This is a genomic window from Arthrobacter sp. B0316-1-20 (assembly GCF_059091865.1).
In genome coordinates this window covers 55,394-72,102 of sequence record NZ_JBNHHC010000028.1, presented here as the reverse complement: position 1 = coordinate 72,102, position 16,709 = coordinate 55,394, and the positions used below count along the sequence as shown (strand labels likewise).

16 protein-coding genes are annotated in these 16,709 nt (G+C 66.7%); 5 read left to right on the top strand and 11 right to left on the bottom strand.

All coding sequences use genetic code 11. The features are described from left to right. Positions 1-752: 752 nt before the first annotated feature. Positions 753-2,876, top strand: coding sequence for a calcineurin-like phosphoesterase C-terminal domain-containing protein (locus tag AC5RW2_RS30675; protein WP_494074858.1), 2,124 nt, complete (start codon positions 753-755; stop codon positions 2,874-2,876). Between the two features lie 48 nt (positions 2,877-2,924). Here the strand turns inward: AC5RW2_RS30675 and AC5RW2_RS30670 are convergent, their stop codons facing one another. Genes AC5RW2_RS30670 through AC5RW2_RS30655 form a run of 4 tightly spaced genes read right to left on the bottom strand, consistent with a single transcriptional unit; the run spans position 2,925 to position 7,149 of the window. After that, positions 2,925-4,028, bottom strand: a complete 1,104-nt coding sequence (locus tag AC5RW2_RS30670; RefSeq protein ID WP_494074857.1) for a zinc-binding dehydrogenase — start codon at positions 4,026-4,028, stop codon at positions 2,925-2,927. After that, positions 4,025-5,050, bottom strand: a complete 1,026-nt coding sequence (locus AC5RW2_RS30665) for a Gfo/Idh/MocA family protein (protein ID WP_494074856.1) — start codon at positions 5,048-5,050, stop codon at positions 4,025-4,027. Before AC5RW2_RS30665 ends, AC5RW2_RS30670 begins: the two co-directional genes overlap by 4 nt. After that, complete coding sequence (locus AC5RW2_RS30660) at positions 5,047-6,174, bottom strand: glycosyltransferase (RefSeq protein WP_494074855.1); 1,128 nt, start codon at positions 6,172-6,174, stop codon at positions 5,047-5,049. The genes AC5RW2_RS30665 and AC5RW2_RS30660 overlap by 4 nt, the downstream gene beginning before the upstream one ends. A gap of 3 nt (positions 6,175-6,177) precedes the next feature. Further along, positions 6,178-7,149: a glucosyl-3-phosphoglycerate synthase gene (locus AC5RW2_RS30655; protein ID WP_494074854.1), complete on the bottom strand. Its 972-nt coding sequence runs from the start codon at positions 7,147-7,149 to the stop codon at positions 6,178-6,180. Positions 7,150-7,352: 203 nt separating this feature from the next. On the opposite strand from AC5RW2_RS30655, the gene AC5RW2_RS30650 reads away from it, so the two are divergent. The 3 genes from AC5RW2_RS30650 (at position 7,353) to AC5RW2_RS30640 (ending at position 9,913) form a co-directional block, all read left to right on the top strand. Then, on the top strand, positions 7,353-8,051 hold the full coding sequence (locus tag AC5RW2_RS30650; protein WP_494074853.1) for a histidine phosphatase family protein: 699 nt from the start codon (positions 7,353-7,355) through the stop codon (positions 8,049-8,051). A gap of 279 nt (positions 8,052-8,330) precedes the next feature. Further along, complete coding sequence (locus AC5RW2_RS30645; RefSeq protein WP_494074852.1) at positions 8,331-9,062, top strand: hypothetical protein; 732 nt, start codon at positions 8,331-8,333, stop codon at positions 9,060-9,062. 194 nt (positions 9,063-9,256) lie between these two features. After that, on the top strand, positions 9,257-9,913 hold the full coding sequence (locus tag AC5RW2_RS30640; RefSeq protein ID WP_494074851.1) for a 4a-hydroxytetrahydrobiopterin dehydratase: 657 nt from the start codon (positions 9,257-9,259) through the stop codon (positions 9,911-9,913). A gap of 314 nt (positions 9,914-10,227) precedes the next feature. Here AC5RW2_RS30640 and AC5RW2_RS30635 read toward each other — a convergent pair whose 3' ends face one another. Further along, complete coding sequence (locus AC5RW2_RS30635) at positions 10,228-10,512, bottom strand: hypothetical protein (protein ID WP_494049224.1); 285 nt, start codon at positions 10,510-10,512, stop codon at positions 10,228-10,230. Between the two features lie 204 nt (positions 10,513-10,716). Here AC5RW2_RS30635 and AC5RW2_RS30630 point away from each other — a divergent pair, with 204 nt between their 5' ends. Continuing rightward, on the top strand, positions 10,717-11,733 hold the full coding sequence (locus tag AC5RW2_RS30630) for an SDR family oxidoreductase (RefSeq protein WP_494074850.1): 1,017 nt from the start codon (positions 10,717-10,719) through the stop codon (positions 11,731-11,733). Positions 11,734-11,892: 159 nt separating this feature from the next. Here AC5RW2_RS30630 and AC5RW2_RS30625 read toward each other — a convergent pair whose 3' ends face one another. From AC5RW2_RS30625 to AC5RW2_RS30600, 6 genes are all read right to left on the bottom strand, one after another. Beyond that, positions 11,893-12,351: a sortase domain-containing protein gene (locus tag AC5RW2_RS30625; RefSeq protein WP_494074849.1), complete on the bottom strand. Its 459-nt coding sequence runs from the start codon at positions 12,349-12,351 to the stop codon at positions 11,893-11,895. A 308-nt stretch (positions 12,352-12,659) separates the two neighbouring features. Then, positions 12,660-13,433 carry a hypothetical protein gene (locus AC5RW2_RS30620; RefSeq protein WP_494024019.1) on the bottom strand — a complete coding sequence of 258 codons (774 nt, stop codon included), beginning with the start codon at positions 13,431-13,433 and terminating at the stop codon, positions 12,660-12,662. A 91-nt stretch (positions 13,434-13,524) separates the two neighbouring features. After that, positions 13,525-14,139 carry a TetR/AcrR family transcriptional regulator gene (locus AC5RW2_RS30615; protein ID WP_494024964.1) on the bottom strand — a complete coding sequence of 205 codons (615 nt, stop codon included), beginning with the start codon at positions 14,137-14,139 and terminating at the stop codon, positions 13,525-13,527. Then, entirely contained in the window at positions 14,139-15,323 is a 1,185-nt protein-coding gene (locus AC5RW2_RS30610; protein ID WP_494074848.1) for an NAD(P)/FAD-dependent oxidoreductase, read from the bottom strand. The genes AC5RW2_RS30615 and AC5RW2_RS30610 overlap by 1 nt, the downstream gene beginning before the upstream one ends. After that, complete coding sequence (locus tag AC5RW2_RS30605) at positions 15,320-15,514, bottom strand: ferredoxin (RefSeq protein WP_494074847.1); 195 nt, start codon at positions 15,512-15,514, stop codon at positions 15,320-15,322. The genes AC5RW2_RS30610 and AC5RW2_RS30605 overlap by 4 nt, the downstream gene beginning before the upstream one ends. After that, positions 15,511-16,683, bottom strand: coding sequence for a cytochrome P450 (locus tag AC5RW2_RS30600; protein ID WP_494074846.1), 1,173 nt, complete (start codon positions 16,681-16,683; stop codon positions 15,511-15,513). Before AC5RW2_RS30600 ends, AC5RW2_RS30605 begins: the two co-directional genes overlap by 4 nt. Positions 16,684-16,709 lie beyond the last annotated feature (26 nt).

The following is a 16,709-nucleotide window of genomic DNA, read 5'->3' as shown; positions in this document are numbered from 1 at the left end:
GCGGAGAGAGTTCACGGGGCGCGCTTCCGGTCTAGTGGCTTACCCGTTGTCGAGCCGAAACATGATTTCACGTGAGGCGACTCGACCAGTTGCGCTTTCGCTCATGCTTTCCGAGGAGTAGATATTTACGCCGTCCTTGAACCAGCCGAAGAAGTGGCTGGCAGGCAGGAAAGCGTAACTCGGGATGCCGATACCGGGGTCCTAGTCATTGCAATGCGACAGGAGGGCGACGAGCAGCCTCCCATAAGGCGACGCCGATAACGGCGCATATGTTCGTTGGGGTGTCCCCGGGCGGCATTCTCCGCGTGCACGAACGAGCCGACTCTTGCGCGGCGGAACGGGACCGCGGCCACAAGTGTGGCGGGATTCGGTGGTAAGACACTGCACAGGGATGGTTGTTAGTTGGCGGGCAACCCGTCCAGGCGGCGGTGAGCTGATCTTCCCCAGGCCCGAAGGCAACGTAGGGCGGGGTCCGTTGGGTGACCTTGGTGTGGGCCTCAGCTGTGCAGCGGCGGAACGATCAGGTACGGAAAGGACCGCACAGGCCAATGACGGCGGTACATGAACCAACGAGCGAAAGCGGTGCTGCGAGGGCTCATTTACCGAGGTAGTGCCGGCAACTTGAGCCCGCGCAGGCCAGGCTTTGCCGCCCGTTCACCCGGGCGTGGCGGAACAGGGGCCGGTCCGTCATACGGAAGTCCTAGCTTGAGGGATTGCTTCCAACAGCAATCACCCTCGCGAAAGGATTCTGTATGTCTTCCCCTGTCTCCCGGCGTCGTCGTGCCCTGACGGGCGGCACCGCCCTGGCCTTGCTGGCACCGCTTGCGTTTTTCGGCGTGCAGATCGCTGCGGCGGATCCGCCGGAGCACTCCAGCGCGGAGGGCAGCCCGCCGGCCCATGCCGCCGCCAAGGGTCGCGGGGACAAGCCCGTCGATGATGCGGTGGACCCCACGACGTACGTCGGCGGTCCCGAAGTCGTCACCGAGGGCGAGACCGGGGAGGATGTTTTGGATGGCGTGGTCTTCGATGACGCCAACCGGAACTCGGTCCGGGATAAGGGCGAGAAGGGCATCTCGGGGGTGACGGTGTCTAACGGCCGCGAGGTGGTCCAGACCGATGCCAAAGGCCGATACGAACTGCCGGCGCAGAACAAGGACACCTTCTTCGTCACCAAGCCCGCCGACTGGGACACCCCGGTCGATGAGAACAACATCGCGCAGTTCTCCTACACTCACGCCCCCCAGGGCACCACCGAGCAGGAGTTGCGCTTCGGCGGCCTGGAGCCCACCGGGGAACTGCCCGCCGCGGTGAACTTCCCGCTGACCAAGAACCCCTCCTCGGCCGGCGAGGACATTCGGTGCCTGGTGCTGGCCGATCCGCAGGCCTACTCCAATCAGGAGATCTCCCACGCGCGCAACGGCGCCCTGCGGGAAGCGGCTGCCTATGATGCCGCCGACTGCGGCGCCCTGCTGCTGGGCGATATCGCCGGCGATGACCTGGGCATGTACGACCGGGCGAAGGAGGCCCTGGGCCTGATGGGCATGCCCGTGCGCGCGATCCCCGGCAACCACGACCTGGACTTCGATGCCACGGACGCCCGGTGGTCGTTCGATACCTACCGGCAGCACTGGGGACCGGAGAACTACTCCTACGATGTCGGCGAGGTACACGTGCTGGCGCTGAACAACGTGAAATACCCGTGCACGCCCGAGGACGACAACGCGGACGGCAAGCGGCCGGCCTGCGAGGACCCGGCCGGCGCCCCGGCGTACAACGGCCGCCTCGGGGAAGACACCCTGGCCTGGATCAAGAAGGATCTGGCCACCGTGCCCAAGGACAAGCGCGTCGTGGTCGCCACGCACATCCCGCTGGTGTCCCACTCCGGTGCCGACAGCGCCCAGCACCAGACCGACGACGTCCGCACACTCTATGACCTCCTCGAAGGACGCGAGGCCTTGTCCCTGTCCGGCCATTCGCACTGGGTCGAGTCGATGGCCGAGGGAGATTCCCTCGGGGCGTGGGAGGAGGCCGTTGGGGTGAAGGCGGTGCCGTTCGACCACATCGTCGCCGGCGCCGTGTCGGGAGACTGGTACGCCGGGGACTACGACGTCGACGGCCAGCCGATGAGTTTCCAGGGCGACGGCGCGCTGCCGGGCTTCTGGACCTTCGACTTCTCCGGCACCGATTACCGGCACGCCTTCCATGCCACCGGCCGGGACGGCGACCAGATGGGCCTGGGCGTGAGCTCCCCGCACTACCGCCACTGGGCGCAGACCCTGATCGACTGGCGCGACGAGCACCCCGTCACCTGGGAGAACAAGCACAAGGACGCGGTGCCCCCGCTCACCCTGGGGGATCTCGGGGACCAGAACATGATCACCCGCGAGGACCTGGACGGAGGCACCTACCTGACCGCCAACGTCTGGGCGGGCACCACCGACTCCACCGTCACCGTCTCGATCGACGGCGCCGAACCCGTCACCGCGGAGATCACCCAGCCGGCGGCGGGTGAAGAGGTGCGGCGCGGCGTCGAGTGGTCCGACCCGTCAGCGCTGATCCGCCAGCTCACCAGCGCCCGGATGTCCTATCAGTCGACCTCGGGAAACCCGGAGGCCCAGGGCCTGCACCTGTACAACGGCCAGGTCTACGGACCCTCCGCACCGCGCCCGGTGGAAGGCAACCTCGCCGATGGGTCCCCGCACCTGTGGCGCATCCCGCTTTCGGCCGACCTCGAGAACGGCATGCACCTGGCCGAGGTGGTCTGGACCGACCGCTACGGCAACAAACACACCGAGACCCTCGCCTTCGAGGTCGTCGACGAACGGCCACAGCAGAGCTTCCGGCTGGACACCTTCGGCGAGGACGTCGTGTGGTGATAGTTGAATGCCGCTTGCGCTAGTCCCGCGGGTGCCTGCCAGCCGTGCTCACAGGAACGCGGGGGCCACGGCGAAGACGGCGGTCAGGACGTGCCGTCGGCGGCGGGAGACGTCGTGCATTAGCAGCGGCGCGTCTTCGTAGGGTACGACGTCGGAGATCAGGTGCTTGCGGATCGTGTCACCGTGGGTGCCGAGCAGCTTGATGGTTTCGGCCGAGAGCCGCGCCCGGTCCCACTGTCCCGTGAGTCCGCGCGGCACCCTGCCGATCTGCGCGCAGCGCAGGTTGAGCCCGTTGTGGTGGAATTCCTCGCCCAGCCGCACCGCGTCGGCTCCGCTGGTGTAGAAGGCCAGGTCGATGATGCTTCCCTGCGGGCGGGCCGCGCGGAGGGCGGCGTGGAGCGCTTCGGGGCGACCCCGGCATTGGAAGACGACGTCGGCGCCACGGTCCCCGGGACCGTGGCGCCATCGTGTTTTCAGGATTTTGCCGGGGTCGTCATTCAGGTCGAGGGCCAGGAAGCCCAGCTCTTCGGCCAGCTGCCGGCGGCGGGGGTCGGAGTCAGCGACGGCGACTTCACGCGCGCCGAGAGAGCGGGCGAACAGGGCGGTGACCAGCCCGATGGGGCCGGCTCCGGTGACGAGCACCAGCCGGCCGTCCACCCCGTCGCCGAGCGCGCGGACCTGTCCACCGGTTTCATCAGCCGCCGCGTGCAGCAGGCCGTTGGCACAGATGGGCCCGAAGTGTGCGACGAAGACGCCCAGCAGCGGGTCCAGGTCGTCCGGCAGTGGCACCAGATGCTCGCGCAGCGGGTCGGCCACATGCGCGGTGGCGTGGCCATAGGCCGTGGCAAGGACGTCCCCTTCGGCGAAGGCCGGGGTGCGGGATTGGGCGACCCGTGCGACTTCCATGTAGCCCAGCCGGCGGATCGGATAGGCGGCCTCGGCCGAGTCCTGCAGGAACAGACCGAGCTCGTGATCCAGGCGGGACCGCAACCCGGGGTGGTCGCCCTTGACGAAGGCCAGTTCCGTGCCAGCCGACAGGCCGGTGACGAGGGTTTCGAGCAGCAGCCCGCCGTCAGGGATTTCGGGCAGCCGCTCCTCCACAATCTCCAAGGCTCCTGCTGCAGGAATGACGAGGTTGCGCCGGTTCCTCATGGCGCTGCCCCTGCCGTGGCCGGCCGCTCTTCGGGCAGCTTCACCGGCAGCCCCGTGCGGGCCGATTCGGCAATGGCACAGCCGAGCCGGTGGCTGCGCAGGGCCTCGGCATAGGGTGCGCGGGTGCTTTCCCGTTCACCGCGGACTGCTTGGATGAATTCCCGGTCGACCGCGATGCGGGGGTCCTCGGCACAGCCCAGATCCGTGCGCGACGTGCCGTCGAAACTGCTCAGGCCGGCCTCGGACAGCTCCAGGTACAGGCCGCGGCTCACAATGTGCAGAGCCGCGCGGTGCTTGGCGGCCAGCACCGAGGTCGCCGCCAGCGTGGCCACGGTCCCGCTGGCAAAGCGGACGGTGGCCGCGGTGGCGTCGTCGACGTCGTCGACGTCGTCCGGCTCCGGCCCCGATCCGTCGCCCGGCGGATGCCCGGTCTCCGTCCCGCGCACCCCGGCGGCGTAGACCTCCACGGCTTCGCCGAGCAGGAAGCGCGCGGTGTCCAGGACGTGGGTGAGCTGCTCGACCACCTGACCGCCGGAGCGGTCCATGCGCCCCCACCAGGGAACCGGCGGCCGTTTGTCCAGCCAGTAGCCGTTGGCCAGCAGGGCCGGGGCCTCCGCAAGCAGGCCACGGGCATGTCCGACGGCGTCCATGCAGCGCCAGTGGTAGCCGGTGCCGGTGACGACGCCAGCCGCTTCCACGAGCGCTCCAATTTCCTCCGCGGTTTCCCGGCCCAGGCCCACCGGCTTTTCCACGAACAGCGGCAGTCCCCTGGAAAGCGCGGCCCGTTCACCGGGCCCGTGTGCGAACGGCGGAACGCACACGTAGACGGCGTCCGCTTCCGTGTGGTCGAGGGCCGTCTCGGGATTGGTGAAGGCCGGGGCGTCCACTTCACGCCCCAGCTTCTCCCCCGCAGCCGCATGCGCGTCGGTGACGCTGGTGATCCGGGCGCCAAGCTCCTGCAGGACGCCGACGTGGCGCCGCCCGACGGAGCCGGCCCCGATCAAGGCTACTTTCACGATCATGTGGCCTCCTGGATGAGTTGGTCGTACAGGCGCAGGTAACTGGCAGCCATCGCCTCGGGTGTCCATGCCGCTGCCGCGTCGATGCAGTCCTGTGGGCGGATATTGTCCAGTTCCTGCAGGAACCGGGCCATTTCCTGCTCATCGGCGGCGAGGAAACCGGTGCGGCCGTGGTCCACCAGCGAGGGCAACACTCCCAGCGGCGTCCCCACCACGGGTATGCCGCGGGAGAGGGCTTCCACTACCCCGGTGGCTCCGGGTTCGGCCCACCGGTTGGGGGCCAGCAGCACCCGGGCCGAGCGAAGGACGTGTTCCTTCGCTTCGCCTTCGACTCCGCCGATCCAGCGGTACCGGCCGCCGTCGAGCAGCGGACGGACCTCCTCCCGGAAGTACCTGGCGTCCGGGTGGGAGGCCAGGTGCGGGTCCCCTTCGGCCAGCCGGCGGTCCAGCTCGGCCGGGTCGTTGATTCCGGCGACGGGACCGGCGAGTACCAGCGGCAGGCCGGCCAGGCGGCAGATCCTGAGCGCGGCGTCCTGCCCCTTGTCGCGGGTGATGCGGGCCAGCACCAGGGCGTGACCGGCGCTCTCTGCGTGGACGTCCAGGGCGGGCGGAGCGGCCAGCGGGACGACGCCGATCGTCTGGCGCTGCAGCGCTATTGGTGCGCGCTCCAACTGGGACTGCGAGACCGCCGCGAACCGGATGCGGCCGCGGCCGTTGAAGGACGAATAGAACGCGCCGTGCTTGGCCAGGTCCCAGTGCAGGGTCTGCAGCACCGGCGGCGCAGCTTGCCCCATGGCGGCGAACACCGCCGGTCCCACCACCTCGAGGTGGTCGTGCACCAGGTCCCAGGCGCCGCCGTCGTACATGGCCTGCACAACGCCGTGCATATGCGCGTGGGCGATACCCGAGACCTGGTTGTAGGGCAGGGCGATCGAGGCGAACTGGGGTTCGTCGAGCGGGCACAGGTAGGCATCGGCCTCGATGGTGCTCGGACCCACCGTCGCGAGGGTGACATGCACCCCGGCGCGGCGCAACTCCGGAATCAGGGTGGCGACCACCGTTTCGATGCCCCCGTAGCCGCGTGGCGGGACAGGCAACCAGGGGCCGGCGTTGATGAGGATCCGCACGGCTCAGGCCACGTGCCCGGTCGCGAGCCGGTACTGGCCCACGTCCAGCATCGCCGGACGTTCGGACACCTCAACGGTGCAGGTTTGCCCGACGTAGTCCTCCCCCTGGCGCATGAACTGTGTCAGCTCGACGGCGAGAGGAGCAGCCGGGGCCAGGCCTCGGCGGTGCAGCCGGGCCTGCACGGTGAGCTGGATCTGCAGGGCCATCCGGGCCAGTTCGGCGTCAGTGGAGTTGCGGTGGCAGCGCTCGCCCAGGTCCACCTGGGCCATCCCGTCCAGGCCCACGGCTTCCAACACGTCGATCAGCATGCCGGTTTCCACCCCGTAGCCGGAGACGAAGGGTATGCGTTCGAGCAGGCTGCGCCGGCCGGCATATTCGCCGGCCAGCGGCTGGACGATCCCGGCCAGTTCGGGCCAGTACAGGTTCAGCAGGGGGCGCGCCACCAGTTCCGTGACCCGGCCTCCGCCCGCCGGCATGATTTTGACCCCGTCGTCGAGCGGCCGGTCATAGTAGCTCTTGACGAAGTGGGTCCGAGGATCGGTTAGCAGGGGGCCGATCAATCCGACGGCAAACTGTGCATCGAACCGGCGCAGGTCCGAGTCCATGAACACCAGAAGGTCGCCGCTGGAGATGGCCAGAGATTTCCACAAGGCTTCGCCCTTGCCCGGAGTGCATCCGGTGCCGGGCAGAATCAGGTCCTGGTGGACAACCTTCGCGCCGGCGGCCGCGGCCACGGCGGAGGTGTCGTCGGTGGAGTTGGAGTCGATCACGATGATCTCGTCCAGCAGCGGTACCGCCTCGACAAGTTCCCTGCGCAAAGCGGTCACGATCGACCCGACCGTCTCCGACTCGTTCTTGGCCGGAAGTACCACGCTGATCCGCTGGCCGGCCTTGCGCTTCACGAGTTCGTGCCGGTCGAAGCTTTTGCCTTGATAATTTTTCGCGGAGAACCACTCCAGAACGTCTGCCCGCATTCCGGCTTCCTCTCATCGAGCGCCGGTTCATCCCCCAAGGCCGGCTGTCGGTAGGATCAAGTCGAAGCCTACGGGGCCGGATCCTGCCCTGTGAATAGTTTCCGCGAGATTGGCAGGGACGGCCGGCCCCCAGAAAGGGCTGCGGATGCCGGTGCACACGGGTCGGCAATGTCTGCGCGAGGCGGCGGCAGTGAGGAGAATTGATGCAGCAGCAGGTCCCCGCCGGCGGCGGCGTCCATCGGCCCCGCCTGGTGCTGTGGCGGCACGGCCAAACCGACTGGAACGTGTTGGAAAAGGCCCAGGGCCATGCCGACATCCCGCTCAATGCGACCGGCCGTGTCCAGGCCAAACAGGCTGCCCGGCTGCTGGCAACGTTCCAACCCGATTTCATCTGGTCCAGCGACCTGGAACGCGCCCGCCACACTGCTGCAGAGCTGGCCGCGCTAACCGGGCTGGAACCGATGCTGGACAAGCGGCTGCGCGAGTACCATGTGGGCATCAGGCAAGGCACCACCTTTGCCGAGTTCCGGGAACGGCATCCGAGCATCTACGAGAAGTTCTTCAGCGAGGAGAACTACCGGGTGCCCGGAGCAGAACTGCCCTCCGAAGTCAACGGGCGGATGAAGTCGGTCATGCAGGACGCCGCCGCAGAACTGGCCCCGGGCGGCACGGGCGTCCTGGTGGGGCACGGTGCCGCGCTCCGAAGCGGGCTGTTGGCCTTCTTCGACGCCCCGGCCCACATGCGCGAGATGTTTGCCGGCATGGCCAACTGCGCCTGGACGGTGCTGGAAAGGCACCCGGACCGCGGGTGGCAGGTCGTCGACTACAACGCCCAAACCCTGCCCGATCCCTCCTCGGCACTGGCAGACGAAATGCCGGCCGAACACGATGGCCAGGGGTAGGATCCGGCCGGGCGGAATCGCACCATCCGGCGTCTTTGCGCAACTGCGGCACGCTGGTTGGCCTATGGTGCCTCCGCAGAACTGTTGCCTGCATGTGGAATAGCTTTCTCGGCGCAGCACCCAGCAAGTCCCGCTGGCCTCCGCAAGCTTCCCGATGGACGGGGGGAATGCTGGAACAAGCTTTTCATAAGAGGACCCGCGCAGAATACGCCCTACGCCGCGCATCATGCCGGCGCGTCCACGGCCGGTGTGACCGGCGAACCGAGGGAGACGGTAAGAATGGCACGCACAACCGGGGTTTACGCAGTGCTCCTGTCCGCAATGCTGATGCTCACAGCCTGCGGAGGTGAAGCAGCCCCGGAAGGGACCGCCGAGCCGGCCACGTCCCCTACCGCCCCATCACCGCAGACCACCTCGGCGGCCAAAACATACACCAACGACGACCTCAAGGAAGTGATCGCGGGTCTGGAAGACGCGCAGGGCCAACAACTTTCAGTCGTTCCGGCGGCACAAATCGATCAGGGACTCACGGCCGCGAAGGAATTGCTGGCGAACGCGACCATTACCCCTGAAGCCTGTTCCATGTTCGCGACCGAACAGACCCGGATACCCGATGGCAGCACCTACGCCGCCGGAGCCAGCCACTCAGCCGAAGAAAAGTCTCAGACCGTCATCACCCTCGTCGCCGTCAAAGACCCGCAAGTCGTCGCCGAGCAGCTCGAACAAGCACAAGAATCCATGCAGCAGTGCGCCGACTTCGAAATCGAAGCGGAAGGACAGAAAATCAGCAGCAAGATCACCCCACTGGACGTGATCACAGACGGTGAGCAGTCCCTCGGCTCCATCACCACCCAGAAGTTGCCGAACGGGCGAAGCCAGAAGGTCATGTCCGTAGCCGGAACGCAAGGATCCCTCGCGGCCACCGCAGTAAAAATCGGAGTCGACATCGAGGAAGAAGCTCAGGACGAACTCATCAAACTCGTCAACGACGCGCTTGCCCAAAGCGAGTAACCAACCATCTGCATAAAGGAGAATATGACCTGGATGGGTCGCCTTAACCTAACTACGGGCTCCGGATATCGTTACACACAGCAAACCAGGTGACGAGGTCAGAACCGGACCCAAGCATATTCGGAGAGCGCGCCCTCCGGCATTCCAGATAGCTTGGATAATCTCAAGCTAACTCGAAACGCGGAGGAAAAATCATGCCAGCAAGAGATGTCCTAAGCCAGGAGCAAATCCAAGCAAATCTGCTCCAGTTGCCGGATTGGCGTTACGGTTTGGGTGCTTTGCGGACCGCAGTTAAATGCGAATCATCCGCAGCTGCCTTGGACTTGCTTTCCGCCATTGGCCGGCTGGCACAGGAATCCGACCACCACCCTGATGTGGACTGGCGGTACGACACACTGTTCATCACGCTCACTTCGCATGATGCCGGCGACAGGGTGACGGCGCGTGACGTGACGCTGGCTCGTTCAATATCGCGGCAGGCCCAAGCCACTGGCGTCACGCCCCTGCCGGAACTCTTGCGAACAGTGGAGATAGCCATAGACACAGATGCCTCGGAAGCCATTTCGGAAGTCTGGCGGACGGCACTGGGCTACAAGAGGCACGAAGACGGAAGCCTGATCGATCCCTATGGCAGGGGTCCGGCCATTTGGTTTCAGGAGTCCCAGCGTCCGAGCGAGAATCGTTTTCACCTGGACGTCACCGTCCCCTTCAGCGAAAGCAGCTCGACTCTGGATGCCCTGGTAAGCGTTGGTGCAACACTCGATGATGAACATGCGCCCATGTGGGTAGTTGCCACTGATGCCCAAGGCAACCGGCTATGCATCAGTACTGAAGCCGGACGCGGCGACTAGACGCGTAAATTCAGGCTGCCTCGGCAAAGGGCGGCAGCCTGACCTTCCTGTCAGCCGCAGTCGCCGCCACCGCCCCCGACATCTCCGCCGTAGGCAGTGGCTCCGAAAGCCCCCGTGCTGGCTGCATCCGTGCTAGCAGGAGCCCGGGCACCCTTTACTGGTCGGCGGTCGGCGCGGGCACCCAATACCACCCAGGCGATACATGCCGCACAAAGGATGCCAACAATGATGGCGAATTCCATACTTGTCTCCTGTCGTTGAGCTCAGAGTATGGGCGGAATAGGCTTAGGGCAACAGTTCCAGGGCAAGACAATTCAGTGACTGGTGCGCCCGCGGGATGAGGCCAACGTCGGGGGCAGCATTCGGTCGGCCACCATTCCGGTCACCATTGAAAATAGCGTTTTGTGGAGGACGTCCACGGCTTTCTCCTCGGCGGGCCAGGTCTTTGGTGGTGACCCGGCACCGGTGGCGTTCTCAATTGTTTGGTCAAAGCCCAGTCGCATCACGGTGTGCCATATATTGGCGTGCAGTCCGCGAATGCCCGTGGCGGCCCACACTCCTCTCAGGGCGCCGAGGCTGGCACCGGTGAAGTAATGCATCAGGTGATTTCACAGGAGGGGCTTGGCATCGTTGGCGGGGCAGATGGCCACACCAGAAGTCCCGATAATCAGGGGGCCTCCCCTGCGGACCGCGAAAGCCATGGCTAGCGAGTTACCAAAACCGTAAGCATACTTATAAACACGGGCTTTTGAACCCAGAGTTGCCCATAGCGGGCATCGGGCCTACATCGAGGAGGAGCTTCGATGCGCATCAAGGATTCCGTCGTTGTGATCACCGGTGCGTCAAGCGGAATAGGCCGCGCCACTGCCCTCCGTTTCGCCCAGAAGGGCGCCCGCGTCGTGCTCGCGGCCCGCCAGGCACAGGCTTTGGAAACGCTTGCCGTCGAATGTGAACGGCGCGGGGCGCAAGCACTGGCAGTGCCGACCGATGTCAGCGACGCGGCCGCCGTGCAGGAACTCGCGGACCGAGCGGTAACACGCTTCGGCAGAATCGACGTCTGGGTCAATAACGCCGCGGTCAGCTTTTTCGCTCCGTTCCTGAAGGCACCCGTCGAGGACTTCCGGCGCCTCATCGACGTCAACGTGATGGGCTACGTGCACGGGTGCAGGGCCGCGCTAGCGCAGATGCAGCAGCAGGGAGCGGGAGTGGTCATCAACGTTTCCTCCGTCGTGGGGGAAATCGCCCAGCCCTACACCTCCGCCTATTCGATGTCCAAGGCCGCCATCCGCGCCCTGGGCGTTAGCCTGCGCTCGGAACTGCGGCTCACCGGCAGGAAAAACCTCAGGGTCTGCACGCTTCTGCCGGCAACCATCGACACCCCGTTCTTCCAGCACGCCGGTAACTACACCGGCCGCAAGGCCCTTGCCATGCCGCCGGTGTACACGGCGGAACGGGTTGCCAAAGCCATCACCGCGCTGGCGGTCTCCCCTCGCGCGGAAGCCGTCGTCGGACCGCTTGGACGGGTCATGGCCTTGCAGCACAGGCTCACCCCGCGCTTGATGGAAGGCGCCATGGCGGCCCAGGTTAACAGGACACATCTTTCGCGCAGCGAGCCGGCGCCCACGACCGCGGGAAACCTCTACTCGCCGCAGCCCTCGCACCCAAAGCCAGCAACAGGAGGCGGCTGGCACGGAAGAAGAAAAACCGCGCTGCGCAGGACAGGCGCCACCCTGCTCGTCCTCACCGCCGCCGGAAAGCTCACCAGCACGCTTGCCCGGCGCTACCTTGGTTCCGGTGGACCAGGAACGCGGATCCCTTAAGTCCACCCTCGCATCGGCAGGCGGCCGCCTCGACGCGGAACTCAGGGCGAGGACCGCGATTCAAGTATGTTGAAAAGCCGCAGGCGGAAGGGGCGGGCGTTCGGTCAAGGCTGGTCTTCGGTGATGGGTCGGAACGGTGGCGGGCAGTTGCCAGCACGTTCAGCCCTTGTCCCCCGCGCCTGGGGTGGCGGCGATAAGTTTCCCGTAGGCAACAAGGTTGTCTTCGAACCTGCCGTTTTCCGGGTTGTACCCGTCGCAGGTGATGAGCCGGATCTCTGCCTGAGTGGTATTCCCGTACACCTGCAGGGCCGGGAAGTTGTCTTTGGCATATCGCTTGATGACCGTCAGCCGGAAGACCGCCGTCGTGCCATCTTCGCGCTCCACCCTGACTTCGTCTCCGGGTACCAGTTCCTGCAGTCTGGCGAAAACGCCCGGCCCCCCGCCCAAGGCGTTGACGTGACCCAGGAGGATCGCGGGCCCCCTTTCCCCCGGCGTCGGGGAATTGATGTACCACCCTGCCGGGGAACCGGCCTCTTCGGGCGGCACCTCCAAGGTGCGATCCTCCTGCTGTGCGAGGTCGATGATGTCGCTGCTAAGCCCGATCCGGGGAATGCTCAACGCTAAAGGCCTGGCTTTCTCCATCACGGGGGAATCGCCGCCGGCAGCGGGAACGGCGGCTTGGGGCGCGGCTGTTTTCTTGTCAGCCTGTTCCGGCTTTTCCCCCGGTTCACGCCCTTGGGCCGCACGGGGAGCCTGCTCGACGGCGGTGCCCGAGGGCGCGGAAGTCGAGGGTGCTGAGGCCGAGGGTAGGGAGGGTGGGGGTGGTGACCCGGTAGCGGAGGGTGCAGCGCACCCCGCATTCACGGCCAGGACAAGGGCCAGCCCGGCGAAGAAGGGTGGCCCTGTCCGTGCCGTCTTCACGCCGGTCAGTCCTTGGGAGCGGAACGCCTGCGTGCGACGGCCACCGAAGCGCCTGCAGCAAGCAGAACCCCCAGACCTGCGGCGAGGGACATCGCGCTTCCGTCTGTTTGCGCCGGGGTCTCGACGCCTGTGTCGGGGGCACCGCCTGGCATCGGCCCGGTCATCTGGGAAGCAACCAAGGTTCCGCAGGCCGCGGAAAGTGTGGCGGCCAGCGGCAGCCCCGGGGCTTCAGGGCTCATTTGTTGCTGGGCAGCCGGAGGGAGCCTGTTCGGGTCTACGCCATGGACCTCCACCGTTGCAGTTCCGGCCTGGATTGCCGCTATTGTTGCCGGATCCAGGGTCAGGGTCCGTTCATAGGTGTAGGCTCCGCCGGCGGGGAAGCGGTCGGTTGCCACCATCGAGGCCGGGCTGGTGTCCCCCTGGACTGTCAGCGAGGTACTGACGGCACCGGCATAAGGTTCGCCCTCGGGTGAACTGACGACGCCGTCGCCGTCGGTGTCTGCTGCCGGCCCGGGGCACAACCCCTGGCCGCCGATGTGAATATGCTGGCCGTGTGGGAACGGTGCGTTCATCCAGATTTCCGCGGCGCCCGAGACGTTCATGCTGACCGTTGCCTGCTGCCCGTGTATCTCGATCATCGCCTGTCCGGCGGTTCCGCTGTTGTTGGCCGGCGCAAGGTCAGCCTGCCACACGCCGTCCTGGGCTACAGCCGGCCCGGCCGCGAAAGCCATCGCGCCAATCGCGACGGCAGGGGCAATGAGAAGAGTCTGTGCCTTCATGATGTAGGCCTCTCAGAAAATAGTAAGGGTGCTTACGGTTCTCCCGTGCGTCACACCCTAATCCAATGCCGTCGATCTGAAAAGTCTTTACTCAGCCTGCGTCGCCGAGCAGGTGGTACCAGCTTTCGGCGAGGACCCCGAGCGCCTGGCCACGGTTTGGTTCTGAGGTGCGGCTCGTCCAGAGGGTGGAGACGTAGTTGAGCTGGGTGAACGCGAGCGTTCCGCGGACGTGGTGCGTCTCCTCCGAGAAGCGGCCGGCCTGCTGCATGCCGCGGACGAGGTCGGAGACTACTTCCTCACGCCAGCCCATGACCAGGGCCCGCACTTCGCGGTCGACGGCGGCAGCCTCGTCGAGGACATCCAGGTAGGGGCGGAAGACGGGCCAAAGTGCTGCGCGCGACTCGAGCCAGTCGAGGATGCCCGCTAGCGCGCCCGCGCTGACCACGTCCACGAGCTCGGGGGCCGTCGATGCGTGGCCGGGTCCGGCGGCGCGGTCAAGGACCGCGTTCACCCGCGCCATAAAGTCCCTCATCAGATCGCTCCGCGAGGGGTAGTACGCGTAGAAGGTCACCCGGGTGGTGCCGGCAGCGGCGGCGATATCGTCGATCGTCGTGGCCGCGTATCCCTTGTCGATGAAGAGTTCGAGCGCCCGTTCGACGATCCTGTCGCGGGTCAGCTGTTTTTGGGCTTCTCGCAGCGACGGCATCAAGACTTCGCCGGCGTAGCCGGTTGCAGCGCCGACGAACCTACATTGGCGAGGCGGCGCAGTTTGGGAATGGGGATGCGGTAGTTGATCGCCGCCGCGGTTCCGGGGCCGCCGTCCGCGTTGTCCCAGCGCAGCAGCATCGAGTCGGGCTCGCCGCCCGGCTCCAGGTAGTCCGGCGCCCCGGTCACGGGTGTGAAGCCGATCGCCTTGAGGGATAGCCCGAATCCTTCGGTCCAGAAGTACGGTTGGAAGTCGAGCTCCGGCGCCGCGTCGCCGTTGAGCAGGCCGGCAGCCGCGACCTTGGCCTGGTCGATGGCGCTGGTCCACAACGGCACGCGCCGCAGGCCGCGGCCGGTCGGGAAGAACGCCACATCACCGGCGGCAACGACGTCCGGCCGGACCCGGCCCCGCGAATCGACGCGCAGCGCCCCGTCGACGAGGAGACCCGAACCGGCCAGCCACTCGATGTTCGGTTCGTCGCCGATGGCCGTGACGACGAGGTCCGCCTCAAGCCGGGTGCCGTCGGCAAGGGCAACCCGCGCCCCCGAGCCGGAGTCAATGAGTCGCGCCCTGCTGCCGCCGACGAACCGCAACCCGCGCCGGGCGGCGGCAGTGAAGATCCCGGACAGGTGGTCCCCGAGTTGCCGCGAGAGGGGCTGCACGTCGGAGACCAGCGTGACGTCGCAACCGACGTGCAGGCAGCCGGACGCGATCTCCATGCCCAAGGGTCCCCCGCCGACCACGATCACCGAGGGGCGGCCCGAGACCCGCTGCTTGAGCGCCACCGCGTCCTCGAGCGTGCGCAGGGTGAGCTCCCGGGGAGCGCTCTCGGGCAGCGGGCTCGGGCTAAGCCGCTTGGCCCGTGAACCGGAGGCGATGACCAGGCCGTCGTACGGCAGCTCATCGCCGCCGTCGGTCCGGATGACTTTCGCCTCCGGGTCGATGCCTGTGGCGCTGACCCCGAGGAGGTCGGTCGCTTCGTGGGTTGGTTCGGGCAGCTCGTGGGCTTGCAGCCCGCCGTCGCCGTGCAGCAGCGCCTTCGAGAGGGCCGGGCGGCTGTACGGGTGGTGCGGCTCGGCCCCGACGACGGTCAACTCGCCGTCGAACCCGTTCGAACGCAGCGAGTCGCACGCGGTGAGCCCGGCGATGCCGTTGCCGACGACGACGATCCGCCTCAGGGTCATTTTTCCGCCAACCGCAGCGCGGCCACCGGGCACACCCGTACCGCGGCTTTCGCAGCGGCCAGCTCCGCCTCGTCGACCAGGGGGACGTCGATCACCAATTCGCCGTCGTCGTCGAGGTGCATGAGTTGGGGCGCGGCTTCCTCGCAGAGTCCGTGTCCTTCGCAGCGGGGGCGGTCAAGCTCGATCCTCACACTGCCACCGCCTTCACGACGTCGAGGCGTTCGTGGCTGCGCGTGATGTTGCTGGGCACGCGGACCTCGTCTCCAATCTCCAACACCTTCGCCCGGCGGGCCAGGGCCTCGATGATCGCGTGGGCCTCAAGCTTCGCCAGGCCCTGGCCGGCGCACCCGTGCGGCCCGTAGCCGAAGCTGAGATGGTCCACCGGGTTGCGCGTGACGTCGAAAACGTCGGGATTCTCATAGTGCCGCGGGTCGCGGTTGCCGGCGCCGAACAGGATGCCCAGCTGGGCTCCTGCGGGAACGGTTGCTCCATCGATCTCGACGTCGCGGGTCGCGGTCCGGCCCCAGATGTGGATCGGGGGCCAGTAGCGCAGCACCTCGGCGAACGCTGCGGGCACGAGCTCCGGGTTCTGGCGGACGAGCTCGAGCTGCTCCGGGTGGCGGCCGAAGAGTGCGACGATGTTCCCGATGGAGGCGATCGTGGTGTCGACGCCGGCGCCGAGGTACTGGTGGATGATGTGCCCGGCGGCCCCTTCCGGGATGTCGCCGCGGGTCTCGGCGTCGAAGATGCCGCGACCGATCGACCCCGGTACGAGGTCCTCGGCGGTGACGGAGGAGCACCAGCCGTAGAGCTCGCCGGCAATCGGGAAGTTCTCCTGGGTGCGGTGGTTCATCGGTCCGAGGACCTGCATCGCGGCCTGCCCCCAGCGCAGCATGTTGTCCTTGACGTGTCCGCTGAAGCCGATGAGGTCGGCGACGATTTCGAGCGGGAAGGCGCGTGCCAGCGAGTCGATGGCTTCGAAGCTGCCGCTGGCGACGAGCTCGGCGACGAGCTTGTCCGCTTTTTCGTCAATGGTGACCTTCAGTCCGCGCAGGGCGCGCGGCGTGAGGTTCTCCGACAGGGTCGCGCGCAGCTGCGTGTGCGTGGGCGGGTCGGAGGCGAGCGAGGTGCCCTGCAGCGCCTCGTTCACCATCGGGTTGAAGCCAAGGCTGGTGGAGGAGAACGTCTCCGGATCGGCGAGGGCGTCGCGGATGATGTCGTAGCGGGTCAGGACGTAGAGGTCATTCTTCGGCAGGCGGACGACGCCGGCCTGCTCGCGCAGGGCGGCGTAGGTGGGGTACGGGTCGACGAGGACGTCATCGTCCCAGATGTCGATGCCTGCTTCGATCGGTGTGGTCACGGTGTGCTCCTTTGATCGTCCTGGGT

Excerpts from the sequence above, each read along its gene's own strand:
- AC5RW2_RS30670 (WP_494074857.1), bottom strand. The coding sequence starts at position 4,028 with ATGAGGAACCGGCGCAACCTCGTCATTCCTGCAGCAGGAGCCTTGGAG.
- AC5RW2_RS30630 (WP_494074850.1), top strand. The coding sequence starts at position 10,717 with ATGCGCATCAAGGATTCCGTCGTTGTGATCACCGGTGCGTCAAGCGGA.
- AC5RW2_RS30645 (WP_494074852.1), top strand. The coding sequence starts at position 8,331 with ATGGCACGCACAACCGGGGTTTACGCAGTGCTCCTGTCCGCAATGCTG.
- AC5RW2_RS30620 (WP_494024019.1), bottom strand. The coding sequence starts at position 13,433 with ATGAAGGCACAGACTCTTCTCATTGCCCCTGCCGTCGCGATTGGCGCG.
- AC5RW2_RS30675 (WP_494074858.1), top strand. The coding sequence starts at position 753 with ATGTCTTCCCCTGTCTCCCGGCGTCGTCGTGCCCTGACGGGCGGCACC.
- AC5RW2_RS30615 (WP_494024964.1), bottom strand. The coding sequence starts at position 14,139 with ATGCCGTCGCTGCGAGAAGCCCAAAAACAGCTGACCCGCGACAGGATC.
- AC5RW2_RS30665 (WP_494074856.1), bottom strand. The coding sequence starts at position 5,050 with ATGATCGTGAAAGTAGCCTTGATCGGGGCCGGCTCCGTCGGGCGGCGC.
- AC5RW2_RS30610 (WP_494074848.1), bottom strand. The coding sequence starts at position 15,323 with ATGACCCTGAGGCGGATCGTCGTCGTCGGCAACGGCATCGCCGGGCTC.
- AC5RW2_RS30650 (WP_494074853.1), top strand. The coding sequence starts at position 7,353 with ATGCAGCAGCAGGTCCCCGCCGGCGGCGGCGTCCATCGGCCCCGCCTG.
- AC5RW2_RS30635 (WP_494049224.1), bottom strand. The coding sequence starts at position 10,512 with ATGCATTACTTCACCGGTGCCAGCCTCGGCGCCCTGAGAGGAGTGTGG.
- AC5RW2_RS30640 (WP_494074851.1), top strand. The coding sequence starts at position 9,257 with ATGCCAGCAAGAGATGTCCTAAGCCAGGAGCAAATCCAAGCAAATCTG.
- AC5RW2_RS30655 (WP_494074854.1), bottom strand. The coding sequence starts at position 7,149 with ATGCGGGCAGACGTTCTGGAGTGGTTCTCCGCGAAAAATTATCAAGGC.